Source organism: Paenibacillus sp. J31P316, assembly GCF_056269105.1.
In genome coordinates this window covers 1-22945 of record NZ_JBWDNI010000016.1, presented here as the reverse complement: position 1 = coordinate 22945, position 22945 = coordinate 1, and the positions used below count along the sequence as shown (strand labels likewise).

Annotated in this window: 30 protein-coding genes; 26 read left to right on the top strand and 4 right to left on the bottom strand. The window is 47.3% G+C overall.

Going from position 1 to position 22945, the window contains the following annotated elements; all coding sequences use genetic code 11:
* Position 1: 1 nt before the first annotated feature.
* From AC0YNU_RS27035 to AC0YNU_RS26920, 24 genes are all read left to right on the top strand, one after another.
* The gene (locus AC0YNU_RS27035) at positions 2-1243 is read left to right on the top strand and encodes a phage portal protein (RefSeq protein WP_475762086.1); all 1242 of its coding nucleotides are present in this window, start codon (positions 2-4) and stop codon (positions 1241-1243) included.
* Positions 1233-1880 (top strand): HK97 family phage prohead protease, encoded by a 648-nt coding sequence (locus AC0YNU_RS27030; RefSeq protein ID WP_475762084.1) that lies wholly within the window; start codon positions 1233-1235, stop codon positions 1878-1880. Before AC0YNU_RS27035 ends, AC0YNU_RS27030 begins: the two co-directional genes overlap by 11 nt.
* An 11-nt stretch (positions 1881-1891) precedes the next feature.
* Complete coding sequence (locus AC0YNU_RS27025; RefSeq protein WP_475762082.1) at positions 1892-3184, top strand: phage major capsid protein; 1293 nt, start codon at positions 1892-1894, stop codon at positions 3182-3184.
* A gap of 43 nt (positions 3185-3227) precedes the next feature.
* The gene (locus AC0YNU_RS27020; protein WP_475762080.1) at positions 3228-3512 is read left to right on the top strand and encodes a hypothetical protein; all 285 of its coding nucleotides are present in this window, start codon (positions 3228-3230) and stop codon (positions 3510-3512) included.
* Positions 3502-3780, top strand: a complete 279-nt coding sequence (locus AC0YNU_RS27015) for a head-tail connector protein (RefSeq protein ID WP_475762078.1) — start codon at positions 3502-3504, stop codon at positions 3778-3780. The genes AC0YNU_RS27020 and AC0YNU_RS27015 overlap by 11 nt, the downstream gene beginning before the upstream one ends.
* Before the next feature lie 3 nt (positions 3781-3783).
* The gene (locus tag AC0YNU_RS27010; RefSeq protein ID WP_475762076.1) at positions 3784-4116 is read left to right on the top strand and encodes a phage head closure protein; all 333 of its coding nucleotides are present in this window, start codon (positions 3784-3786) and stop codon (positions 4114-4116) included.
* Positions 4113-4544: an HK97 gp10 family phage protein gene (locus AC0YNU_RS27005; protein ID WP_475762074.1), complete on the top strand. Its 432-nt coding sequence runs from the start codon at positions 4113-4115 to the stop codon at positions 4542-4544. The genes AC0YNU_RS27010 and AC0YNU_RS27005 overlap by 4 nt, the downstream gene beginning before the upstream one ends.
* The gene (locus AC0YNU_RS27000) at positions 4545-4982 is read left to right on the top strand and encodes a phage tail terminator family protein (RefSeq protein WP_475762072.1); all 438 of its coding nucleotides are present in this window, start codon (positions 4545-4547) and stop codon (positions 4980-4982) included.
* 5 nt (positions 4983-4987) lie between these two features.
* Positions 4988-6067, top strand: a complete 1080-nt coding sequence (locus AC0YNU_RS26995; RefSeq protein WP_475762070.1) for a phage tail sheath C-terminal domain-containing protein — start codon at positions 4988-4990, stop codon at positions 6065-6067.
* A 15-nt stretch (positions 6068-6082) separates the two neighbouring features.
* Positions 6083-6508, top strand: coding sequence for a phage tail tube protein (locus tag AC0YNU_RS26990; RefSeq protein WP_475762068.1), 426 nt, complete (start codon positions 6083-6085; stop codon positions 6506-6508).
* A gap of 45 nt (positions 6509-6553) precedes the next feature.
* Positions 6554-6955 (top strand): phage tail assembly chaperone, encoded by a 402-nt coding sequence (locus tag AC0YNU_RS26985; RefSeq protein ID WP_475762067.1) that lies wholly within the window; start codon positions 6554-6556, stop codon positions 6953-6955.
* 185 nt (positions 6956-7140) lie between these two features.
* Positions 7141-9315, top strand: a complete 2175-nt coding sequence (locus AC0YNU_RS26980; RefSeq protein WP_475762065.1) for a phage tail tape measure protein — start codon at positions 7141-7143, stop codon at positions 9313-9315.
* 9 nt (positions 9316-9324) lie between these two features.
* Positions 9325-9750, top strand: a complete 426-nt coding sequence (locus AC0YNU_RS26975) for a hypothetical protein (RefSeq protein WP_475762063.1) — start codon at positions 9325-9327, stop codon at positions 9748-9750.
* Positions 9751-10740 (top strand): XkdQ/YqbQ family protein, encoded by a 990-nt coding sequence (locus tag AC0YNU_RS26970; protein ID WP_475762061.1) that lies wholly within the window; start codon positions 9751-9753, stop codon positions 10738-10740. It abuts the gene before it with no gap.
* Entirely contained in the window at positions 10737-10997 is a 261-nt protein-coding gene (locus AC0YNU_RS26965; RefSeq protein WP_475762059.1) for a DUF2577 family protein, read from the top strand. Before AC0YNU_RS26970 ends, AC0YNU_RS26965 begins: the two co-directional genes overlap by 4 nt.
* The gene (locus tag AC0YNU_RS26960; protein ID WP_475762057.1) at positions 10997-11449 is read left to right on the top strand and encodes a DUF2634 domain-containing protein; all 453 of its coding nucleotides are present in this window, start codon (positions 10997-10999) and stop codon (positions 11447-11449) included. The genes AC0YNU_RS26965 and AC0YNU_RS26960 overlap by 1 nt, the downstream gene beginning before the upstream one ends.
* A complete protein-coding gene (locus AC0YNU_RS26955) occupies positions 11433-12491 on the top strand; it encodes a baseplate J/gp47 family protein (protein ID WP_475762055.1) in 1059 nt (352 codons plus the stop codon). Before AC0YNU_RS26960 ends, AC0YNU_RS26955 begins: the two co-directional genes overlap by 17 nt.
* Positions 12484-13023 (top strand): putative phage tail protein, encoded by a 540-nt coding sequence (locus tag AC0YNU_RS26950; protein ID WP_475762053.1) that lies wholly within the window; start codon positions 12484-12486, stop codon positions 13021-13023. Before AC0YNU_RS26955 ends, AC0YNU_RS26950 begins: the two co-directional genes overlap by 8 nt.
* An 11-nt stretch (positions 13024-13034) precedes the next feature.
* Positions 13035-14738, top strand: coding sequence for a hypothetical protein (locus AC0YNU_RS26945; RefSeq protein WP_475762051.1), 1704 nt, complete (start codon positions 13035-13037; stop codon positions 14736-14738).
* Position 14739: 1 nt separating this feature from the next.
* Positions 14740-15063, top strand: a complete 324-nt coding sequence (locus AC0YNU_RS26940) for a hypothetical protein (RefSeq protein WP_475762049.1) — start codon at positions 14740-14742, stop codon at positions 15061-15063.
* Entirely contained in the window at positions 15060-15200 is a 141-nt protein-coding gene (locus tag AC0YNU_RS26935) for a CD1375 family protein (RefSeq protein WP_475762047.1), read from the top strand. Before AC0YNU_RS26940 ends, AC0YNU_RS26935 begins: the two co-directional genes overlap by 4 nt.
* A gap of 53 nt (positions 15201-15253) precedes the next feature.
* Positions 15254-15391 (top strand): CD1375 family protein, encoded by a 138-nt coding sequence (locus AC0YNU_RS26930; RefSeq protein WP_475762045.1) that lies wholly within the window; start codon positions 15254-15256, stop codon positions 15389-15391.
* A 54-nt stretch (positions 15392-15445) separates the two neighbouring features.
* Positions 15446-15955, top strand: a complete 510-nt coding sequence (locus AC0YNU_RS26925; RefSeq protein WP_475762043.1) for a phage holin family protein — start codon at positions 15446-15448, stop codon at positions 15953-15955.
* Complete coding sequence (locus tag AC0YNU_RS26920; protein ID WP_475762041.1) at positions 15933-16862, top strand: GH25 family lysozyme; 930 nt, start codon at positions 15933-15935, stop codon at positions 16860-16862. The genes AC0YNU_RS26925 and AC0YNU_RS26920 overlap by 23 nt, the downstream gene beginning before the upstream one ends.
* Before the next feature lie 45 nt (positions 16863-16907).
* Here AC0YNU_RS26920 and AC0YNU_RS26915 read toward each other — a convergent pair whose 3' ends face one another.
* Genes AC0YNU_RS26915 through AC0YNU_RS26905 form a run of 3 tightly spaced genes read right to left on the bottom strand, consistent with a single transcriptional unit; the run spans position 16908 to position 20050 of the window.
* On the bottom strand, positions 16908-18008 hold the full coding sequence (locus tag AC0YNU_RS26915; protein WP_475762039.1) for a hypothetical protein: 1101 nt from the start codon (positions 18006-18008) through the stop codon (positions 16908-16910).
* A 2-nt stretch (positions 18009-18010) separates the two neighbouring features.
* Positions 18011-18646, bottom strand: a complete 636-nt coding sequence (locus tag AC0YNU_RS26910; protein ID WP_475762037.1) for a hypothetical protein — start codon at positions 18644-18646, stop codon at positions 18011-18013.
* Between the two features lie 27 nt (positions 18647-18673).
* A complete protein-coding gene (locus tag AC0YNU_RS26905; RefSeq protein WP_475762036.1) occupies positions 18674-20050 on the bottom strand; it encodes a hypothetical protein in 1377 nt (458 codons plus the stop codon).
* A 294-nt stretch (positions 20051-20344) separates the two neighbouring features.
* Here AC0YNU_RS26905 and AC0YNU_RS26900 point away from each other — a divergent pair, with 294 nt between their 5' ends.
* Positions 20345-20809 (top strand): hypothetical protein, encoded by a 465-nt coding sequence (locus AC0YNU_RS26900; RefSeq protein WP_475762034.1) that lies wholly within the window; start codon positions 20345-20347, stop codon positions 20807-20809.
* A 374-nt stretch (positions 20810-21183) separates the two neighbouring features.
* On the top strand, positions 21184-21693 hold the full coding sequence (locus AC0YNU_RS26895) for a DinB family protein (protein ID WP_475762032.1): 510 nt from the start codon (positions 21184-21186) through the stop codon (positions 21691-21693).
* 631 nt (positions 21694-22324) lie between these two features.
* On the opposite strand, the gene AC0YNU_RS26890 is transcribed toward AC0YNU_RS26895, so the two are convergent.
* Entirely contained in the window at positions 22325-22654 is a 330-nt protein-coding gene (locus AC0YNU_RS26890; protein WP_475762030.1) for a hypothetical protein, read from the bottom strand.
* Positions 22655-22945 lie beyond the last annotated feature (291 nt).

Below are 22945 nucleotides of genomic sequence, written 5' to 3'. Positions count from 1 at the left end.
AATGGCATTTATCGATAACTTTAAAGGGCTGTTCTGGAAGGGCAAAGAAGCCATGCGAGCCAAGATGATGAACGGGTATATCCCGATCTTCAGTCAATTCGGCCAGGATATTTATTTATCCGATGTTGTTCAAAACTGTATCGGCGCAATCGCAACGGAAATTAGTAAATTGCAGCCGCGGCATATTCGAACGGATGAACAAGGCATGCAGACGATGCCGAATGGCCCGCTAAACCGCCTGTTTCGCTTCGCGCCGAATGATTTGATGACGACGCGGGAATTCCTTGAAAAGGTTGTTTGGTTGCTTTACTTCAACGACAACGCATTCGTGTTCCCGGTCTATGACAGTCTGCCGGGCGACAAGCGACATTATCGGGCGTTGTACCCGCTGAATCCGACGCGGGTCGAGTTCCTAAACGACGAGCTCGGAAACCTGCTCATTAAGTTTTACTTCAGCTCCGGCGTAGATTTCACGCTGCTCTATTCGGACATCATTCATGTGCGCAAGAAATTCGCGGCGAACGATCTCATGGGCGGCGGTGCAAACGGAAACCCCGACAATGCTGCGCTGCTAAAGGTGCTGCAGATTAATGACGCCGTCCTGCAGGGACTGGAGAAGGGCGTTAAGACCAGCATGTCCGTGCGAGGCATCATGAAGGTGAACACGATGATGGATACCGACGGGCAGAAAGCGGAGCGCTTACGCCTGGAAGCGGCCATCGAGGACGGGAAGTCCGGCATTCTGACGTTGGATCTGAAAGGCGACTATACGCCACTTACCATTGACCCGAAGATGATCGACAAGGACACGCTTAACTTCCTGGACAGTAAGATTTTGCGGTGGTACGGCGTTTCGCTCGCGATTATCTCCGGCGATTACACGGACGAGCAGTACCAGGCCTTCTACGAGAAGACGTTGGAGCCGATCGTACTCGGTCTCGGGCAGGCCTTCAGCAAGACGATTTTCACGCCGCGGGAGCTCGATGTCGGAAACGAGATCATCTTCTATGGCAAGGACATGATGTACCTGTCCACGATGGCAAAGTTGAATCTGCTGAAGACGGCCGGGGAACAAGGTTTGCTGACGGACAATCAGAAGCTTGCGATCCTCGGCTATCCGCCGATAGAAGGCGGCGATCGGCGGACGCAATCGCTGAACTACGCGGACACGCGAATCATTAACGCGTATCAAATGTCCGGCAAGAGCACAACGGCAAAAGGAGGGGACGACGATGTCGGATAAATTGAAGCTGCCGCCCGGCGCTGTGAAGCGCAGCTTCGGCGTGAAGGATATTCGGGCTATTGAGGAAGGCACAAACATAGAAGGGCATGCCGCGGTCTATGACCAGTGGACCGCGATCGGGGATTGGTTTTATGAAGTCATCGAGCGTAGTGCGTTTGACGGCTGCAACTTTGACGACGTGCTGTTCTGCACGAATCACGATTTGCAGAAGATTCCGCTTGCGCGAAGCAGGCGCAACAATGCGAATTCGACCATGCAGCTGCAGACGGACGAAACGGGCCTTTATATCCGAGCGAACCTGGACGTCGAGAACAATTCGGAGTCTCGGTCTTTATATAGTGCAGTGCAGCGGGGAGACATCGACGGGATGTCTTTTATTTTTTTCATCGGCGCGGAATCGTGGGAAGACCTGGACAGCAAAATGCCAACCCGTCGCATCTCGAAGATCAATCGTGTCATTGAAGTCAGCGCGGTCAACTTCCCTGCTTATATGGGAACTGACATAAATGCTCGTGATCAAGGCGCGTTGGATAACGCCCGATCCGCATTGGAAAATGCCCGGTCCTCCAAGTTGGATAACTTGGAAAGCGAGCTCGAAATCATGCGTCTACGCAATCAAATCTTATTGAAAGGTTAAGGTGAACACACATGAAGAAGAAATTGAAAGAAATGCTGGCGAAGAAGGCTGCGCGGAAGGCAGAACTGGTCACGAGATCGGGAGCGGCAACGGAAATTGCGGAGCTGCGAAGCATCAACGCGGAGCTCGAAACCTTGAACAGCGAAATTACGGAACTGAACAGCATGATCGATGCGCTTCCGGAAGATCAGCCGGACGAGCAACGCAATCAGCCTACTTTTCAAGTGCCAGGAGCAAACAGCACGGAACAGCGCGGCCAGCATCCCGGACATGCGCAGGTATTGGCGTCATACGGTATGAGCGGTCAGCAACAGCAGCAACGTTCGCAAGAACCGGCTGACTACCATAGCACACCGGAATACCGCAGCGCGTTTATGGCATTTGCAAAGACTGGGGAAATTCGTCCGGAACTGCGTGCGAATGCCACGACGACGACGGCGGACGTGTCGGCGGTCATTCCGACGACGATCCTGAACGAAGTCATTCGCAAAATCACGGTTTACGGCCAAGTATTCGCCAAGGTCCGCAAGCTGAATATCAAGGGAGGCGTGGATGTTCCGATTCTCTCGCTTAAACCGGTCGCGACGTGGATCGGCGAAGGCGCGGTGTCGGATAAGCAGAAGGTGCAGGCCAATACGAAAGTTTCGTTCTCGTATTTCGGCCTCGAATGCAAGGTGTCGGTATCCCTGCTCGCGGACACCGTGACGCTGGACGGCTTTGAAACAACCATTACGGACCTGATTGTCGAAGCGATGGTGAAAGCCATTGATCTCGCGGTCATTAAGGGAAACGGCACGGGCAAGATGCTCGGGATTACAGCCGATCCTCGCGTACCGGTTGCACAAGTCATTACGATGTCGCCAACCGAATTTGCGAGCTGGGAACAATGGGCGAAGAAAGTGCTTGCCAAAATGCCATTAGCATATAAAGCAGGCGCAACGTTCCTGATGGCCTCCGGCACGTTTGACGGCTATATCAACGGCATGGTGGATGACGCCGGGCAACCAATCGGCCGGGTCAATTATGGCATTACGGAAGGGCCGCAAGAGCGGTTTGCGGGCAAGACTGTCATTCAGGTCGAGGATGACGTCATCACCCCGTTCGCTGACGCTGCAACTGGCGACGTCGTAGCCATCTATTGCAACTTGAACAATTACGGCTTCAACTCGAACATGCAAATGACGATGTTCCGGTATTTCGACCATGACACCAACGAGTGGGTCGACAAGGCCATTCTGATTGCGGACGGAAAGCTCATTGATCCAAACGGCGTGGTCATTGTTAAGAAAGGCGCGGCAAGCTAATCCAGCGGGGCCGGAAGGCCCCTAATGAAAGGTGAGGATGGACATGGCAAGGAAAACGAAAGCAGAGAAGCTCGACGCGCTGCAAGCGATGAACGCATCCGGTGAAACCGTGATCTTCTTCAAGGTCAAAGTACCACTGAATGAGGAAGAGCATGCCGATTTGGCAAACAAGATTCGAACTGAGGAAGAGCACAGCGGCATTAAAATCGTGCTTGTACCGTATTCCGTTGAAGTCGCAATAGACGCTGCCGACGAAGCGGGGGAGCCGGATCAGAACGGCCAGGCTACTGGCGAAAAGCCTGCCGTAGATAAAACCGATGAGCAGTGATCCGGCTATCGAAGCAGTCAAAGGCTATCTTCGCATCGATTATGATGACGACGATAGTCTTATCGGCGGTTTCTTAGGCGCTGCGAAACGGTTTTTACTCAAAGCAGGCGTTACGGAGCAGCCGGACGATGAGTTGTACAAGCTCGTGGTCAATATGCTCGTTTCGTTGTTCTATGAAAATCGCAATGTCGCGGATGGGGAACTGAAGATCCCACCTGTCATCATGGTATTCGTCACGCAACTCTGCGTCTCCAGTCAGGGGGCATAACCGATGGATGCGGGTAAGCAACGGCACAGGATTGAAGTGTGGGGCAAAGTGAAGCTGGAAAACGAGCTGAAGGAAATCGATTATGCCGAAGGGCTGCTGAAAAGCATCCAAGCGGAGATCATCCCTCAGACGGGTAACCTGCAGCGCCAGCAAGGAGTTGAAACGGTCCTTAGCCAAGTCACCCATAAGGTCAATGTTCGGTATTTGTCGGGCGCCTTCATCACGCCAGACATGTGGTTTAGGTATCGCGGCCAGCGATTTAACATCCGCTTTATTTTGAACCCGTATTTCCGAAACGAGAAGCTTGAAATCTTTTGCGAGGAAGTGATTGAATGAGCCGCGGGGAAGATTTTGACGTGACGGAACTATTTGGCTTTGCTGACCAGATGCTCGGAATGGCAGAAAAAAAGATGCCTAAGGAAACCCGGAAATTCATTCAAGCGGAAGGGAATAAGCTGCGGCGGGCTACGCTCGCCAAGGCAAAGCTTCTGACGAAACATAAGACCGGCAACTATATCGAAGGCATCAAGCGCGGCAAAGTGTACAAATACGAAGGGGATGCGACGGCCGTGCGCGTCTACGGTTCTTCGCCGCATGCCCATCTTATCGAATACGGGCATCGAAACGTGACGAAGAGCGGGGAAGAAGTTGGATTCACCAAGGGGGTTCGAGTCTTTGAGCGAACCCGTAAAGAATTTGAAGACGTCTTTGCCCAAGATTGTGATGCATTTATTGACGAGCTGCTTGAAAAGGGGCTGAGATAGGTGGTCACGCTTAAGCAGATCGCGCTCGCGATCAATGAGAAGCTGCATGCCGTCCTACCGAACGTTCAGATCCAAAGCAAAGACATTAACGAAGGTTACCCGCGGCCGTGCTTGTATGTGGATTTCGATGACGTGCATACCGCCGCAAGCGGGGCGATGCTGCGGGAACGAACAGTTCCCGTCATCATCTATTATTTCCCGACCGAACGAAACAAGTATAAGATCGAGCTTCTTGATGTTCAGGAGACGCTGGAATCAGCGTTTGTCGGCCACTTCGCGATAGCAGATGGGGTTGTCGTTCAGATCTTCGACGTCAGCAGCGTAAAGGTGGATGGTGTGCTGCAGGTTTCCTTTGACATCTACACCTTGGAAGTGAAGGACGATGTCGGAGAATCGGGGCCGGATATGTTGGAATTAAGTATCGAACTGGGAGAGTGATTCCATTGACAATCGGACTACCAACGATTGAAATACTGTTTAAAAAGCTGGCCGTGTCAGCGATTGCACGATCCTCGGAACAAATTGCCGTTCTCATTATTAAGGACAATTCAGACGCAACTCACGCGATCAAGGAGTACAGTTCAGTCTTGTCCATCAATGCGGCGCTCTTTACTCCGGCGAATGTCGCTTATATCAAGCAAGTGCTGGCCGGAGGCGGAAGCAAGGTCATCGTGGTTCCCGTGGCGACGGCCAGCGAATCGGTAGTAGGTGACGCTATTGAGGCTTTGGGATCGCGGAAATACCACTGGATCGGCCTTGCGGATGGTGCGCCAGATGAACAAGCGGATCTTGCCGCGTTTGTGAAGGAACAAGAGACGATGAAGAAAGGCATCAAGGCCGTCGTCCATAAGGCTTTGGCTCCAGATTCGCAGCGTATCGTGAATTTCACGAACACAAGCGTGACGTATGTCGGTGGCACGACTGTAAGCGGAGAAAAGTACGTTGCGCGCTTGCTGGGTTTACTGGCTGGACTGCCGCTGACACGCTCCAGCACGTATGTCGTCCTCTCCGATCTTGAAGGCGTTGAAGAGCCTACCGACGTCGAGGCGGCCATTGGCGACGGTGAATTCGTCCTTTTCAACGATGACGGCGTCATTCGTATTGCGCGCGGGGTGAATTCCCTCACGACGTTAACGGCTGATGTCTCTGAAGATTTCAAGAAGATCCTTATTATCGAGACAATGGATCTCATGCGTACCGATATTTCCACGGCCTTCAAGGACAACTATCTAGGGAAATTCAAGAACAAATACGACAATCAGGTCTTGTTTCTCTCTTCGGTGAATGCCTACTTCGCCGGTCTTGCCGCGGATGACATCCTGGATGATGCGTACGCCAATAAAGCAGACGTAGACGTCGAATCCCAGCGGCAGGCGTGGATCGCGAGCGGGAAAGCCGAAGCTGCGGGCTGGAGTGACCAGCAGGTCAAGAACAATGCCTATGGTAGCAAACTGTTTCTTGGTGGCAATGTCAAAATTACGGATGCCATGGAAGACCTGGCATTCGATATTAACCTGCAGTAAAGGAGCGATTACACGATGCCGGATTACAAAGGCAATAACGTCGTCAGTGGTAATGATACGCTGGTTTGGATCAATGATTCGATTTGGGAAGATATCAAGTCCGTCGAATATAAAATGACCGGGGATTTTGAAGATGTCACGTTCCTCGGCGATCCACGAACCTATAAGAAATATATGGGCTTCGCTGGCGAAGGCACGTTGAATCTGAACAAGATGCATAGCCGCGGAGCGACAATCCTTGCGGAAGCCTTCAAGACAGGGCAAATGCCCGACATTAAGATCGTCATTAAAATCGCAAATCGATCTACTGGAAAGGCCGAACGCGTCGTTCTGTCGGGGGTTATCTTTACTGAATTTGGTTCCAATACAGAAGCCAAATCGATTGCGACGGAGGAACTGCCGTTTACGTTCAGCGATTATGACGTGCTAGAAACCTTGTAATCATAATAACGGGGAGCATCGCTCCCCTCTTGGAGGAATGGAATCATGGGTATTTCCCGCGACACGAAATTAACGCTTGCTGACTTGGTGGCCAAGAAAGCTGCAAAAGAAGCACGATCCACGCAAACGAAAGATGTTTACGTGCATAGCCTAGAAGGCAATATCACCTTGGAAATCCCGACTAGGGATACCGTGTATAAGATGATCGACATGCAGGGGGACGGCAGCAATATGGCGGATGTCGTTTACGCCAATGCCTTCCTGGTCTATCATGCTGTGCCGCTATTCCGCGATCCGGGGCTGCTTGAAGCTTATGACGTGAAAGATAATATCGAAATCGTCGGCAAGCTTCTGGAGCCGTTTGAAATTAACGAAGTCGCTGGAATTGTAATGAAACTCGCCGGGTTCACAAAGCCGGAGGCAATCGAGGAAAGCACAAAAAACTAATTGATCGCGATGTTGAACTGCGTATGATTGGCTTCTATGTCGTTCGTGGCCATGACCATGAACGACTGGTCAATCTGTCCCAGGTTGAGAAGGCCGTATTCATTCAATGGATGAATCAACATCGCGAAGAAGAGGAAGAGAAGCTAAGGCGTCTCTTCGGGGGCAAGTAGCCTTCCGGCTCGGGGGTGAACAAACTGTCAACCAAAACCATCAATACCGTCCTGAACCTGCAAGATAAGTTTTCCGGCAAGATGCAGCAAGTAGGCCAGGAGACGAAAAAGCAAGCGCGGACCGTAAAGTTGCTTAATAACAACGTGGATGCGTTCAAGCAAAATGCGGTTACTAGCTTCACGAAGGTAGCGAAACACGCGGCGTTAACGGCAACCGCCTTCATTGGCATTCACACGGCGATCGAAACTGTGAAAGGCGCTGTAGATTTCATTAAAGACTATTCCTCCACAATGGCGGAGTTTCAAGCCTCCACGGGCGCGAGCAGAGAAGAGGTCGAGGAGATGCGAAAAAGCGTCTCCAGCTTGTACCGGAAGGGAATGGGTGAAAGCTTTCAGGATCTAGTGACGTCAATGACGACAGCGAAGCAATTCACAGGGCAAGTAGGAGACGAGTTGAAGCGGACGACGGCGATGGCCGTGACGTACCGGGACGTGTTCGGTGAAGAAGTCGCTGACTCGGTGAAGACTGCGGATACCATGATGCGAAACTTCGGCATTACCTCTACGCAAGCCTATAACCTGATGGCACAAGGCGCACAAAAGGGATTGAACAAGTCGGGTGAGCTGCTGGATTCGGCGAACGAATACAGTGTGTACTTCAAGAACCTGGGGTTTGGCGCGAATGACATGTTTAACATGTTTGACTCGGGCTTGAAGAGCGGCGCATTCAATTTGGACAAGGTCGGCGATGCGGTGAAAGAATTCGAGATCCGATCGAAAGATATGTCTAAAAATTCGTTGCAGGCCTTCAAGGCGCTAGGCTACAACGGGAAGCAGATGTCGCAGACCTTCGCGAAGGGCGGCCCGGCAGCGCAGAAAGCATTTAAACAAATTGTGCAGTCCATCTCTTCGATTAAAGATCCCGTCAAGAAGAATACGATCGGTGTATCATTATTCGGCACACAGTTCGAAGATATGGAGAAAGACGTCATCGCCGCGCTTGGGACTACAAACAAGCAGTTTGACATGTCGAAGAAGACCATGGATGACATCAATAAAATCAAGTACAACAACGCCGGGCAAGCCTTCAAAGGAATCGGGCGCATGCTGGAAATGTCAGTGCTTGTTCCCATATCCAATCTGCTGCTGCCCAAGTTGAACGAATTTGGTCAATGGTTCAACGACCATTCTCCGGCCATTGAAGCGGGCATCAAACAGGCCTTTGCTGTGGGGACTTCCATGATTCATGACTTTGCGGTTGGCCTTTCATGGGCAAAGGATAATGCCGATTGGCTTATCCCGGTCGTTAGTGCGCTGACAGCTGCTTACATCGCCCAACAAGTTGTGAGTAAAATTACCAAGTATACGGATCTATATAAGAAAGCGACAAAAGGACTTACATTTGCACAAGTTGCGCTGAATGTGGTCATGAAGGCGAACCCGTTCGGCCTGATTGCTATTGCGATCGGTGTCGCGGTGGCGGCGGGTATCTTGCTTTATAAGAACTGGGACAAGGTTGTCGCGAGCGCCAAATGGCTTCGGACGAATATTGCCCAGGTATGGGGAATGATTACGGCCTACGTCATCGGCACGGTGACGCGCATTGCTTCATGGCTGGAGACGTTTCCGCTTGGTCAAAGCATTGTGCAGAGCTTTAAGGATGCCATTGTGAACGTGAAGCTGGTTTTCGGAGGCTTGATAACGTTCTTCAAGTCGGTCTTCACGGGCGACTGGCAAGGCGCTTGGGACGGTATTGTTCAAGTATTCAAGGGAACCTTTGGCTTGCTGGAAACGTATGCGAAAGCACCCATTAACGGCATCATCGGCCTCGTGAACATGCTCATCGAACAGTTGAATAGGATCAAGATCGACATTCCCAAGTGGGTACCCAAGTTTGGTGGGCAATCCTTCGGCATTAATATCCCGAAGCTTCCTTCCTTCGCGCTGGGCACGAGCTACTTCCAGGGCGGTCTCGCACAGGTCAACGAACGCGGCGGCGAAATTATGAACCTGCCGAACGGTTCACAGATCATTCCAGCCGACAAGTCTGAAAAGATGATCGACAACAGCCGGGGTGAATTCAGCTTGCACCTTACGATCGAAGGGAACGTCATCGGAAATGAGCAATTCATAGACGAGCTCGGGGAGAAAATTTATGGTCATGTCAAGGCTGCCATGGCGAACATGTAGGAGGGGCCCATGAACATTGTATTGAGTGCAAAAAACATGAAGGAAATCATGACGCTTCCTGTCATTCCCTCCGAGTTCACCCTGCCTATTCCATGGATGAATGAGGAATTCGAAACGATCGGCGGCGTGAACGGGGTTGGCAAGCTAAACTTGCCAGGGCTTCGCGATTTAAAGAGCCTTTCCCTGGTTTCATTCTTTCCGACCCGGAAGTATTCCTATGTGTCCGTCTCGACCATCGGTTGGCGATGCGTGAATATCGTCAATCGTTGGCGGGCCAATCGGGAGCCGATTCGGATCATTGTGACGAACAAGGAAGGACTGGAGCTCCTGAACATGGCCTGTCTGATTGAGAACTTCACCTATGGCGTCGATCGGGCTGGGGACATTCCCTATACGCTTGACCTGAAAGAATTCCCGTTTCCTGTGGTGAAGTGAATGGCGCATCAACTTGCCTTGCTAAAAAGCGGTCGCTATTCGAATTTCACGGCCATTGCCGGAAACGTAGCCTGGTCCAGTCATATGGATACCCTGGGGGAAGAGCTAACGTTCAGTTACGCAGCGAATGATGCGGCAGGCTTCCCCTCGCGCGATTTTATTCAAGAGGGCGACGTCATCGCACTCTTGAACTATGGCCAAGTGATCCATCATTACATCGTGACGGGTTCTGAACCTTCCGGGCGCTTCGGAAAAAATGTGACCTGTTATGACTTTGCGTGGTATTTGAATAAAAGCGAAACAGTCATTCAGTTCAAAAAAATCAGCGTGAGTAGCGCGATCGGAAAACTATGCGATCGATTCGACGTCAAACACAACATCGTCACTATCAAAACGGCGGTAACGAAGATATATAAGGGTGAGGTCGTCAGCGACATCATTAAGGATTTACTAACGCAGGCGACTCAGGAGTCCGGCGTTTCCTATTACATGGAGATGCTAGGCGATGTCTTAACCATACGGCCGCAAGCCGGTTTGTTAATAAATCCTATGGTTCGTATAAGCGATGACGGTCCGTTGCAGCGGGTAACGAACTTTATTTCCGAGCCAAGCCGGTCAACAAGCATCGACGACATGAAAAACAAGGTGACCGTCGTAAGCGATAATGAAAAGTCGGTCAAGGTGTTCGCAGAAGCAACCGATGGCGCGAGTATAAATCGTTACGGGCTGCTAACCAAGGTGATGACCGTGGACAGCAAGAATGCCGCGCAGGCGAGGCAGATTGCGAAAACGACGCTTGCGGAATTGAACCGGATGAAGGAAGATTGCTCGCTGACACTGCTTGGTCACGATGACATAAAAGCCGGTCGCCTCATCGATCTGAATGAGCCGATAACCGGGATTGTGGGTCGGTATCTCATTAAGAGTGCCAACCACACAGAATCAAAAGGCGTACACAAAGTCAATGTTGAACTGGAGGCGGTCCTATGAAACCATGGGCGGTAGATCTCGGGAAATTGTTCAAAGACCGGGAGAACGAACCTTTATCCGGCATGGCCGTCGCCACGGTTATTACGCCGCTGCCGGAGATCAGCATTGCTTTATCAGATGAGATCATCCTGGATGAGGAGGATCTGATTCTTTCGAGTCGGATCAGCGAGCTTACACTGCTGGCAGGGGACCAGGTTATTCTCTTTCCCGCGGCGGGCGGGCAAATCTATGCTGTCATGGATAAGGTGGGAAGCTGATGTTTCCGGATATTACGTTACCTCCTGAGGGAGCGAACACTTTACCGAGCCATTCGCTTGGTAAAGTGTTTTTGTTTGATTTCAAAAATCGCCGATATGTGCTAGTCGATGGGAAACCCGTTGAAGCAACATATGAACAGGCCACTCAGCAATGGGTGACGCTTCTGCTCATTACTGAGCTCGACCAATATCCAATCTATACCGGCACCGATTTCGGCATGCAATTCAAGCATTTCATTGGCCGCCGCGATCTCCCGATCGGCGTCGTCAATTCTGAATTGCGGCGTCAGCTGGAAGAGAAAGCTTTGCAGCACCCGGAAATCACGGGCATCGACAATATGACCGTGACACGTGTGGATAATAAAGCACACTTCTCCTTTCAAGTTCAAACGCTTCGGGGCATGGTCGAAGGCTTGGAAAGCGAGGTGATGGTCGATGGACGAACGTATTGAAGCTATTTTGAAGTCGCTGCTTGAAGCCGTTGGAGACAGCTACGATAAGACGCCAGGCTATTTGATCTATGACGTACTGAAGTCTGCCGCCATTGAGCTTGCTAAGCTGGAGCAAAGTCAAAGCGATACCGCGCAGCTGCTTGATGTTGATTACCTAACGGGCGATCTGCTGGCAAAATTCGTTCTGCAGCGCAAGGGAATGAGCCGAAGACCATGGACATTTGCAGTTGGTGTCGTTGTGGTGAATGGGAATGGCGTCATTCATACCGGCGATCTGTTTGAGACGAAGAGCGGTGTGCAGTTTGCGTCGTCAGAGACGGTCACCATCACTGGATCGGGGGAGGTTTCCGTACAATGCATGACTCCTGGTCAAATCGGGAACGTGCCAGCCAATCAAATCATTCAAATACCCGTCACAATCGCGGGGATCACGAGTGTCAATAACATTGCACCAACGCATGATGGATATGAAGCCGAGACCGACGACAGCTTGCGGGAGCGCTACTACACCGCCACGCAATCTCCGGTTACGAGCGGAAATATCTATCATTATATCCAGTGGGCAAAAGAGGTCAGCGGCGTTGGTGACGTGGATGTCTTCCCACTCGCACGCGGACCGAATACCGTGGATGTCGTCATTATCGATCAGAATAAGCAACCGGCCAGCAGCGCGCTTGTAAATCAGGTCCAGTCCTATATTGATCCTGATAGCGCGGGTCTTGGGAACGGACAAGCGCCAATCGGTGCGCATTGTTATGTGCTGAGTGCGGACGGTCTTTCGATTAACCTCTCCGTCCATGTCCAAAAGGATCTAGGTTATACCGACGCGGATGTTATCCAAAACATCAAAACATCGGTCGGCAATTACTTGAAAAGCATCGCTTTTAAATTGGACTATGTCTCCTATGCAAAAGTTGGAGAAGCGGTATTGAATAGCGAAGGCGTCGACGATTATGCGAACTTAACCGTCAATGGCGGCAGCGTGAATGTGGCGATCCCAGATAAGCATGTCGCGATTGTGGGAGGGGTTGTGCTTGTTTAAGGACAGGATGGTCCTGAATCTGCATAAGATCATGCGGTATGATCCGCTCATTCAGGAGATTTGCGCTTCCATTGGCGGGAGGGCGGACAATGGAGAAGCCGCACTGATTGACTTCGAAAAGCAACTTGACGTCGATACCGCGACATGGGGCCTTGACATCTATGAGAAGGAATACGGAATCAAGCGGGACATCTCCAAGCCATACGCCGATCGGCGGGCGGTAATTAAGTCTAAGATGCGCGGTGCAGGTAAAGCGGACGTCATGCTCATCAGACTTGTCGTCGCGAGTTGGACGAATGGGCATGTAGATGTCGCCTTTTCGGATGGGACCATCACCGTTACATTCAATGATATTGTAGGGGTTCCTTCAAATTTGGATGATGTAAAGCTGGCGCTCGAAAAAATAAAACCTGCTCATTTGGCGCTTATCTATGTGCTTCTTTACAATACTTGGCTCCAAGCCTCATCAAAAACATGGAATCAATTGGCCGTCTTTACTTGGGGTCAAGTCATGAGCAGTAAAATCTTCTAGGAGGTGCGCGCGTGGCGACGGATACAACGAACTATCATCTTGTTAAGCCTAATAAGGCTACGGATAGTGCAGATATTGATGTCATTAACGGGAATATGGACATCGTTGATACGCAGTTAAAGGCAAATGCCGATTCAGTTAATGCGGCTCAGGCGAGCCTTACCGTGCATAAAACGAGCAATGTGCTTGATCATCCCGACGGATCGGTTACAGATGCAAAAATCGGTAATCGAACCATAGATGACGCGATTCCGGCCGTTGCTGGCGCCGATACACCGACAAGGCTTTGGTCCAAGATCGCAAATATGATCAAGGCGATAACCGGAAAAGCGAATTGGTATACGGCTCCATCGACGTCCATTGAAACGTTGAGTACGAATAAGGCTGCTTTAGCCTCGCCAGCTCTTACAGGAGAGCCAACTGCGCCGACAGCGGCCGCGGGAACCAATACGACTCAAATCGCGACGACAGCCTTTGTGAACGCAGCCGATGCACTAAAGGCGCCTCTTGCATCTCCAGTGCTAACCGGTACGCCTACTGCTCCTACGGCGGTATCAGGTACGAATTCTCCACAAATCGCTACCACGTCCTTTGTTCAGGAAGCGGTCAGTTCCAAGGCACCCTTAGCGTCCCCGGCATTGACGGGGACGCCGACTGCACCGACAGCTTCCGCAGGAGCAAGCAGCACACAGATAGCCACAACGGCTTTTGTGACGGCAGCTGACAATCTAAAGGCACCCTTAGCGTCCCCAACATTGACGGGTACGCCAACTGCACCAACAGCTTCCGCAGGAGCAAACAGCACGCAGATTGCCACAACGGCTTTTGTGACGTCAGCTGACAATCTGAAGGCTAACTTGGCTTCACCTACATTCACAGGTACCCCGGCGGCACCTACAGCGTCTGCGGGCACGAATACTGCGCAGATTGCAACAACCGCATTCGTTGTGGCGGCGGCTGCGAACGGTGCCAAAACGAATGCAGTGAACACCTTCACGCAGGACCAGTCGTTCAGCGGAAATATCAACTACAAAGGTACAGCCCTGGCCCAAACGCGGTTGAACGCAGGCGTGATAGAATATTACAACGGATCGGGGTGGTTACCAGTGGGAGGCGCAGTATATAAAGCAAGTGATACCGTCCAATACTCTGACGCAACGGAGAGACTTACGTCGGGCGTTGGTCAACTGAAATTACTTGCTAAGTTTTATGCAGCATATGCGGGTGAGGTTAAGATCACATTTGACTTTAAACCTACCACGGGTCTCTCTTCGCCAACGTCGGGAGTCTACGCCATTAAGAGTACGGGACAAATGGTGAAGGGCGGGAGCACCACACAGTTCTATCCAAACGCGCAACTCATTTCAACGTTCGTAAAAAATGGGAACGCTGGCGGTCTACCGTTGGACACATTGACCCCAATCGGAACGGAATTTGCGGACACATATGTTATCAGCGATACATCATGGGCCGGGTTATCTGACAACGGCAATGTTGGTACGAGCTATTACGACTGCGCTCAACTCACATATACGACTGCCTCTGGCTCGGCTTACTCATCATACAGCGTAGTCCTGAAAGTATTGGAGCCAGGACCTATCTTCCTATGTGTTCGTGGAAGGAGCGGCGGTGTTAATGGTAACGGACCAGGCGCCGGGGCTGGCGTAAAAAACTTGGCAATCAAATACGACATTTCAGGGGGAGGGGGGAGCTAGAATGTTCGCTATCATATTGGATAACGATCAAGTTATCGGTATCCTGCCTGACTACACGGAGGACATTCCAATCGGCAGAGAGTTCGTTGTTGTTCAAACTCTTCCCGATATTCTCATTGGCATTCCCGTTAACAAGATTGCCGTGTACAAGGATGGGGAGTTCAAGCTGCTAACTCTCCCTGATCCACCCGAACCCCCAGTCGATGACATAGCGCTACTCAAGCAAGAACTTGCCGAAGCAAGGGACGCAAATTTAACAACAATGTCCGCACTGGCTGACGTCTTCGAATTGGTGCTCGCGTTGCAGGATGGGGGTAGCGCATGATAAAAAGCATGGTTGACGTTTACTATGAGCTGGTCAAGGCCGGTATTCGAAGCATTGAATCGGTTCCTGAACAAAACGGAATACGGGTTGCCGTCCAAGCCAAATTGAATAGTGAAGCTGAAGGAACCGTACAATGATCGCGCTGATCATACGGTTCCTTTTTTATTGCCTGAGAGGAGGTGAAACACTCATGGTCGATGTATATGTCGCGCTTATCATTAATAACCGCCGTACGTTTGCTCAAGTTCCTGCTCAGCTGCAGCCTAAAGTAAAAGAGGAATTGGAAGCACTGGGACTTGGTACAGACGGAAAACCGTTGGAAGTGTAGAGAAAATGGCATTCAGGCCCTGCTCTGTGGCAGGGTCTGATTATTTTTAAGGGGATGGGAAAATTGGTAAAAGTTCAAACTGGTTTCGCAGCATTGGTTGGAGCTTTCGGCGTACCGGCATTCGAATTTCTTTACGGAAGTGGAAAGACAGTTAGTGGAATCGTCGCCGCACTATTGTTTTTTATCGCCATGGATTGGCTCTCTGGAACACGGGCAGCGAAAAAAGATCTGTCCTATGCCAGCAAGTATGGCCTGGATGGTTTATTCCGTACATTCTTTATCTTGCTTCTGCCTGCCGGTGGACACCTGCTAGATGAGGTTCTTGGAGCTAGCGGAATTATTTTCGGCGTCTTCGCCTTCGGAGTACTGTATAACACGCTACAGAGCATGACGGCGAATGCTTTACGAGCTGGATGGGCGGATTACTTTCCGAACTGGGTCATTCAGCCAATTTTGAAATGGGTGCGCAGTGAATTAGAGCAAAAGATCCAGCGGGCGACCGGAAGAACGACCTCGATGTTCAAGGAAGGTGAGAAAAGCGATGCAAGCAAAATCAGCGAATAATGTAAAGGTCATCGACGTATCACATCACCAATCTGACCGTGGTGCGATCAACTGGGTAGCAGTGAAGTCTGACGGCGTAGCTGGAACTTTCATTAAGGCGTCAGAAGGCGCAACAATAGCAGATGCCGCCTTTGCCTCTAACGCCGCAGGGGCAGCAGCAGCGGGCTTGAAACGGGGCTATTACCATTATGCGCATCCTGAGCTTAATACGGCGGAGACAGAGGCATCCAGCTTCGCAAGAATCGTCAATGGATTAAAAGCTGATTTTCCTCATGTGCTGGACGTCGAAGGGAATGCTGCCAGTGTGACAGCCGATGTGTTGACGGCTTGGTGTATCGAGTGGCTGGAGACGGTTGAGCATCTTACAGGGCATCCGACGATGATTTATTCAGGTGCAAGCTTTGCGCGATCTTATCTTGGCAAAGCACTTGGCAAGTGGCCGCTATGGATTGCGCATTACAACGCGACGACGCCAATCGGAAATAGTACTTGGAATGAATGGGCTGTCTTTCAATTTACGTCGGAAGGAATTGTCGCCGGAGTGACAGGAAACGTTGATGTGAATGCGATGGAAAAGGCCTTCTTCGAAAAATTTGCAGGCGTTCCAACGACGCCTCAGCCGACTGCAGAAAATAATATCAAAGTCGTGGTAAATGATAAACTTGGCGGATATGGCAGAATTATCGACGGACACGTTTATCTGCCGCTTCAAGAACTTGGTGAGGCGCTTGATGTACCCGTTCAATGGAATACTTCTGAAGCAAAGCCTTACATTGCTGGAAAGCCAGTTGCTTCGTTTAAGCTGATCGGAAATAAGACATATATCTGCGTTCGGTCAGCAGCTGACTTGCTCGGTGGACAAGTTTTTTTTAATGGAGCGACAAAGAAGGTCTATTATTATAATTGAAATATAAAAAACAAACCCCTGACTGCTTTCCAATCGGGGGTTTGTTTATAATAGATTATCTCGAGCCTGGGGATTTGAAGCTTCAATTAATATATTAATTTGCTCACTAGCTAAATTTTTAATAAGTCCATGGTCTATCTCGTTTTTTTCCCTCTCGGTGATACTTTTTACTGGTACGAAAGAAAAGTTATCGTTAATATCTATCTCCAATTTCATAAATAGTCTTGAGATTACAATATTATCTTGGTCATATATTTTTATTTCTGCTGACCCATTATCAGTCAAGGATTTGTAATAGGTGGGATCTAAGTTACGTTCTAATGTACAAATATATTTATGACCTAATATATGTAGATCGTTAACAAAACCATAACATTTTAGGACTGGTACTTTATATTTATCATATGTTCTTATCACAAATCGTAAATTTGTGAGTTTAATTGGAATGCTGAAATGCATTTCATATTTCGGATTGTCGAGGGGAGGGTTAACAAAAAAATTCAGTGAAGGACTGTTTTTAATTAATATTTCATCTAGATCAGCATCTCTTTTTGAGATGTAGGCTATATCACAGATTTCTTGAACTGTAGGTAAATAACCTTTACCCAAGGGGTCCTTTGAGTTCCTAATTTGATTCAACATAAAGGTTAGAATAATCAATAAACCGCATAATACAAAATAAAAGAGATACACGCCTACATTGACTGCCGAGGAAAGTGAGAAATCAGGATATAATGAAAAATTAAAATGGGTATAGAAACCAACAGCTGCACCCCAAATATATATGGTACTGCAACAAACGATAAGATATATCCAATATAGGTAATACATTATTCTATCGGCTGAAGTATTTGCTTCATAATTGATAAGTAACTGTCGAATGTCCGAAGTGTTAAGTGTGTAGGGGCGGTAAAAAAGCTTAAGATCTTTAGAAGCTGCTATTAGCTTATTCTCATACACATATCCAAGAAAAAGAGCAAAAAAAGATACTAATGCCATTACGCCCGAGAAAATCCAGCTAATAAGTTCGATTTGATCTTTGATCAAATTAGATTGATGTTCTGAAAGGGTAGTATTAAAATCAGTAAAAATCAGTAGGAGAATAGGTACTAAAATATATAAAAGCGATGCCTTTTTCTTTTTCATAATTACTGAGTGAGCTCCTCAATCAGTTTTTGTATTATTGTGAATATAACTTGTTCGTTGGATGTGCTTGGAAAAGAAATAACTGAAGCAGAATCAAGATAAAAGATGAAATCTCCAAACGAGAGAGTAAGGTTAGTTACATTATTCTGTTCAAACAGTTCTTTGTATTCATTTGCATCCAACTTCTTCAAGTTAACCTTTTTTATCTCTCTTTCATCAAACGCAGATCCGATCTTATTAATGTGGACACTTATTAGTTTCGCAAACCAATCATTATTTTTCTTATGATTGTGTAGCCAATGAAGAAATGGATTTATTTTAGAATAATTGGATGAATTTATTAATGAAAATTTATTGATTACGTATGAGATGGCACTTTCAGAGCTCGCAAAAGGACAAATAATATTCTCTTTTTTGAATAACCAACAAGAAACATTTCTTTGTTCTCTTGAGTACAACTTATCTCGTACCCTTACAGGATCTAGCCAACTAATACTGATTTCATCTACGTTTTCATTCACAGGAATTATCTTTATTTCTTCATATAACGTAGAGTTATAGAGTTCGTTGTGAGCAGAATGGAGTTTTGAAATATCATCAAATTTAAACAAGATACAGTCTTCAGACCACAACAGCAACGAACTCCCCCCCAACATCTAATTGTGTTATTCTTCCCTAGAAGCTGCTACTTCTTCTACTTCTTCTTCTTCTTCTTCTTCTTCTTCTTCTTCTTCTACTTCTTCTTCCGAGTAATCTTCCTCGTCAATAACAACCTCATTAGTAATGCCCGCGAAGGAAATTAATGTTTGGAGTTCATTTAATGGTTCATCAAATCCAATTGAATCCAATATCGTTTGGTTTGATTTAATAATCTCACCTAACAAATCAAGTACTTCGTCCGATTCATTTATGTGGGGTAACAATTTTGAAATCATCGCAAGAGAATATTTGGTGTTTTCTTCAATTGCTCTAACGATTAGTTGATCTTTATTAAAATATTTTTGTGCAATTAAATCAAGTTGCACTTTTGTTTCGGGTAATTTGTTGATACCCTGGTTACACATATCTATATATTCACTTTGAATAATGTCCATCGCTTTACTACGAATTTCTTCGTCATCTGTTTCAACAATAACAATCTTCAGTATATCCAAATTAGGGCCTTTAAGGTAGACTTTTGTGGAAAATTCTACACCTTCAAATACCATATCTGTTTTAAAGAAGACAATGTTACTTCCCATTGTAATGTATTCACAAGCAAGTTGTGATGATAGGAGGGCTTGTCCGCCTATAGCTACATCACGTATTCCATCTTTTCTTCTTTTACTACCAGTGTAGAATTTTATTTCTTTAAATGTAGAAGAGATAGCTCGGCTACTCAATCTGTTGGTAACGAAATCAAGTAAAAGTGCTGTTTTAAAGCTGACGCTTCCGATTTCATTGACTTGGTTGGGGTAATCTTTAATTCTATATGAGTGAAGTGGCATGTTAAAACAGTGTGCCATAAATTCGACAAGTACCTCTTGAACATTATGATTGCCTGTATAAACAGTCAAAACTTTTCGATTTACATCTAACGTGACTTTAGAGGTGAAGACTGCTGAAAGCCCGTTAATGTTATTGCTGCCAGCGAGCCATGTATTTTCGTATTCTTTTAAACGAAAATTTAATTCAATATTTTTCTCTGCGATATTAATAGCGTTACTAGTAATAGTATAAATATCTTTGAAGGATATATCCTCTTTGGAAAATTTATCTTTTATTTCTTCTGGTGATAAATCATCAATAAATTTTGTGTTCGCAACATTATAAGTATAAGCTGGAAGACCAATATTTTTTTTCATTACAGCCATCTGAACAAAATCTTCGATTTCATTTTCTCTAATGATCTGAGCTAGTTCTAAGAATTTATCTTTAATATCATCTTTCTTCTTAGGTTTCTTTGCTGGAACCCAACCAGTCTTTTCAAAAACAATTTCAATCGCATTTTCAAGAGGTATGCGTTTTAAAACTCGACCAAGTACGCCTGCAACGTTTACCATTAAGCCACCCTCCTATTAATAGAACCATTAGTATAACCACTTTCTTCCAAAAAATATTATATCTGAGTAAGAACGTGCTGTCATCATATATATGGGTAGGCTTTAGTAATCATTAAGCTATCTTGGAACGATAGTTCAACGCACCATGTAGCAGTTCCCGCAGGCAACTGCTACAATTTTTCATTGAAGTAACTGGCAGGATAGTGGAACAATTTTTTTATATTTTAATATTTGATTTAATGTTAAATTTAAACTAATACTACTTCACTGCGTGGAGGGGAGGATGACATGACTATGGGCGGCAAAGATCAAAATGAATTATCACGTCAGATTGAGTTCTTCAAGCAATTTAATGAAATGCAAAAAAAGAAGATGGATGTCTCAAAGGCATACGTAGAGGGTACGTATGAACATTTGAATGAGCTGCTCAAAAACCTTGAAAAGAACTTGGAATCACATAAGGCTGTAACGGAAATGGAAATGGAACAGCATGCGGAGACGTTGAAAATGCTGCGAGAGACCTACAGCAAAGCTGATAGCTATGAAGAGCGAATGCAGTTGATCGAAGAAATAAATAGGTATCATCAAATGCACTCAGAAGCATCTCGTGAGCATAAGGACTATTCAAAGGAAACAAAGAACGATGCGACGTCGGAGAGTGGTAGGGGAAGGTGGTCTACGACCATTGTCATCGCGTTGACATTCGGTTTGGCGGTTTGGGGAGCCCCAAAAGCATTGGCTTTGGTAAAGAAGGCTTAAGTGATGTTTGGAGGAAGTAGGGAACCGGATTCATTCTCCACCTAGAACCGAGGATGTTGGACAACAGATCGAGAAAGACCTTTTATCTTCAGGCTTTCACGAAATTGTAGTTACGCTAACTGGGAACGTTAGTTCAACGAATCATGGAGCAGGTTGCCGGTGGCAGCTGCTCCATTTTTCATTAAGCTAAAGGGCAGTTTAGCGTGGCGGCCAACCAACTAAGTGGTTGCTTACTCTCAATTGTTGGAAGGAAAGTTCTATTCTTTCGCGAATTCATTAGACATGCCGAAGTTACGAATTTCGTAAAAAAATCGCGGTAAAGCATTGGAAAGAGCATTTTAGTTTTCTATATCTTCATAGAAAGGTGATTACGCATGAACCAAAGACCGTCAGAAGAAGAATACGCCGGGGACGCCGGCGAGTATATCCGGTTGGTGCCGGAAGGCAACATCATCGACATTCTGCTCACCCAGGAAAAGCAAATGACCGAGCTGCTGGCATCGTTGACCGAAAGCCAGAGCGCCTATCGGTATGCGGAAGGAAAGTGGACGCTGAAAGAAGTCGTGGGCCACATCGCAGACAGTGAACGCGTCATGACCTACCGCCTGCTCCGATTTGCAAGAGGGGATCAGACGCCTCTGCCCGGTTTCGACCAGGAATTGTTCATTCCTCCTTTCGGAAGCTGGACAACCGCGCAATTGGCCGAAGACTACCGGGCCGTACGGCAATCGACGATCACACTGCTGCGCGGGTTACCGACGGAGGCGTGGTCCCGCAAGGGCACAGCCAACAACGTAAGCATTACGGCGCGCGCCCTCGCTTACGGCATCGCAGGACACGAGCTTCATCACATGGGGGTCATCCGAAATCGTTACTTGAATTAGTCGTCCTTACTTTATGGCACCCTTCCCGCCCCGTTCATAGACTGATATGAAGAGAGGACAAGACGGGTTGAAAAAAACAGCAGCGATTGGTTGCTGACTGGAGTCTTGTCTAAAAATGAATAGCAAATAATAATCTCAAACAAGAAAAAGTCATTCAGCTAACGGGGAACGTTAGCTAAATAAAGACACCGATTCAGCCGACTTAAATTTGCTACATAAGTGGGTGAGATTTTGCCTTTAATAAGAGTGGATAACGGGAAATTTGATATCAATTCCCCCCTCAACAGACATGCAGACTTCGTGGTCTTCGTTTGTGCTGATTGCTCTGAACAATACGTTCATAATGATGAACATTGTTTACTTTATTTTGATCCAGAGGATCATTCAAAAAAATTCTTAACGTTATTCTCTGTAAATGATGATCCGAAGTACTATCCGATTCCGTGCAAGGGTTGTAGGAAAGTGGATTGGGACTTCATTAATTTAATTGAAAGAGCAGTTGCTGAATTGGGTCCTTGGGGAAAGTATCTTCGTAGTTGGTAATTCGATCGAAAGTTCAAGGAACGTCATTGCGGTAGCCAAGTACTTTATTTTTCAGTGAAAAGCTACCACTGTTTCAATGTTCAAAATTTTATTTGGTGACTTTCTCTATTTTGTGCTCAAGAGTGCGGAGAACGATTCCCACATGCAAGTCCAAATCGGCTTGCGAAATTTCATGTTCGGCGCGGCGCCCGCTTAGCGAATAACGGTAGCGTTGCCCATATATCGGTGTTTCCGAAATCCACATTCCATTCTCCTTCATTGTCCGTTTTGACTTCTCGAGTTCTGAAACAATAGTTTGCCCGACTAGCTTAACTATAGCTTGCGTTAATCCTCTGGTTTTTTCCATTCGTTCCTTTGCGCTTTCCAAAACTGCCAACAAAGCAATATGCACATTTAAAGCGATAATTGGATCATACATTGAGTTATCACCCTTTAAAGTAGATGCTCTTATTATATGCGAACAATTGTTCTTGTATCAACCAAGATATCGGAAAGTACTGAGGCCTGATTTTATTCCTTCTATAATAACAATGCCCCACAAAAGTATTGGATTTTATAGAAAACTCACAAACCTCACGAAAAAACTCACAAAAATTTCGTTCATCGCCGAAAATGTGCGGTAAGTTCAGGCCTCTATTTATGGTTAGCGTTGGTCTTATAGGTCGGAACGAACGGCTGTGAAGCCTAACAAAAAAGGCTCCAAGATGGG

Coding starts and splice junctions, on each gene's coding strand:
- AC0YNU_RS27020 (WP_475762080.1), top strand. CDS start 3,228: ATGGCAAGGAAAACGAAAGCAGAGAAGCTCGACGCGCTGCAAGCGATG.
- AC0YNU_RS27010 (WP_475762076.1), top strand. CDS start 3,784: ATGGATGCGGGTAAGCAACGGCACAGGATTGAAGTGTGGGGCAAAGTG.
- AC0YNU_RS26940 (WP_475762049.1), top strand. CDS start 14,740: ATGTTCGCTATCATATTGGATAACGATCAAGTTATCGGTATCCTGCCT.
- AC0YNU_RS26930 (WP_475762045.1), top strand. CDS start 15,254: ATGGTCGATGTATATGTCGCGCTTATCATTAATAACCGCCGTACGTTT.
- AC0YNU_RS26990 (WP_475762068.1), top strand. CDS start 6,083: ATGCCGGATTACAAAGGCAATAACGTCGTCAGTGGTAATGATACGCTG.
- AC0YNU_RS26955 (WP_475762055.1), top strand. CDS start 11,433: ATGGACGAACGTATTGAAGCTATTTTGAAGTCGCTGCTTGAAGCCGTT.
- AC0YNU_RS26905 (WP_475762036.1), bottom strand. CDS start 20,050: ATGGTAAACGTTGCAGGCGTACTTGGTCGAGTTTTAAAACGCATACCT.
- AC0YNU_RS26890 (WP_475762030.1), bottom strand. CDS start 22,654: ATGTATGATCCAATTATCGCTTTAAATGTGCATATTGCTTTGTTGGCA.
- AC0YNU_RS27005 (WP_475762074.1), top strand. CDS start 4,113: ATGAGCCGCGGGGAAGATTTTGACGTGACGGAACTATTTGGCTTTGCT.
- AC0YNU_RS27030 (WP_475762084.1), top strand. CDS start 1,233: ATGTCGGATAAATTGAAGCTGCCGCCCGGCGCTGTGAAGCGCAGCTTC.
- AC0YNU_RS26965 (WP_475762059.1), top strand. CDS start 10,737: ATGAAACCATGGGCGGTAGATCTCGGGAAATTGTTCAAAGACCGGGAG.
- AC0YNU_RS26915 (WP_475762039.1), bottom strand. CDS start 18,008: ATGAAAAAGAAAAAGGCATCGCTTTTATATATTTTAGTACCTATTCTC.
- AC0YNU_RS26925 (WP_475762043.1), top strand. CDS start 15,446: ATGGGAAAATTGGTAAAAGTTCAAACTGGTTTCGCAGCATTGGTTGGA.
- AC0YNU_RS26895 (WP_475762032.1), top strand. CDS start 21,184: ATGAACCAAAGACCGTCAGAAGAAGAATACGCCGGGGACGCCGGCGAG.
- AC0YNU_RS27025 (WP_475762082.1), top strand. CDS start 1,892: ATGAAGAAGAAATTGAAAGAAATGCTGGCGAAGAAGGCTGCGCGGAAG.
- AC0YNU_RS26920 (WP_475762041.1), top strand. CDS start 15,933: ATGCAAGCAAAATCAGCGAATAATGTAAAGGTCATCGACGTATCACAT.
- AC0YNU_RS26960 (WP_475762057.1), top strand. CDS start 10,997: ATGTTTCCGGATATTACGTTACCTCCTGAGGGAGCGAACACTTTACCG.
- AC0YNU_RS26975 (WP_475762063.1), top strand. CDS start 9,325: ATGAACATTGTATTGAGTGCAAAAAACATGAAGGAAATCATGACGCTT.
- AC0YNU_RS26900 (WP_475762034.1), top strand. CDS start 20,345: ATGGGCGGCAAAGATCAAAATGAATTATCACGTCAGATTGAGTTCTTC.
- AC0YNU_RS26985 (WP_475762067.1), top strand. CDS start 6,554: ATGGGTATTTCCCGCGACACGAAATTAACGCTTGCTGACTTGGTGGCC.
- AC0YNU_RS26970 (WP_475762061.1), top strand. CDS start 9,751: ATGGCGCATCAACTTGCCTTGCTAAAAAGCGGTCGCTATTCGAATTTC.
- AC0YNU_RS27035 (WP_475762086.1), top strand. CDS start 2: ATGGCATTTATCGATAACTTTAAAGGGCTGTTCTGGAAGGGCAAAGAA.
- AC0YNU_RS26935 (WP_475762047.1), top strand. CDS start 15,060: ATGATAAAAAGCATGGTTGACGTTTACTATGAGCTGGTCAAGGCCGGT.
- AC0YNU_RS27015 (WP_475762078.1), top strand. CDS start 3,502: ATGAGCAGTGATCCGGCTATCGAAGCAGTCAAAGGCTATCTTCGCATC.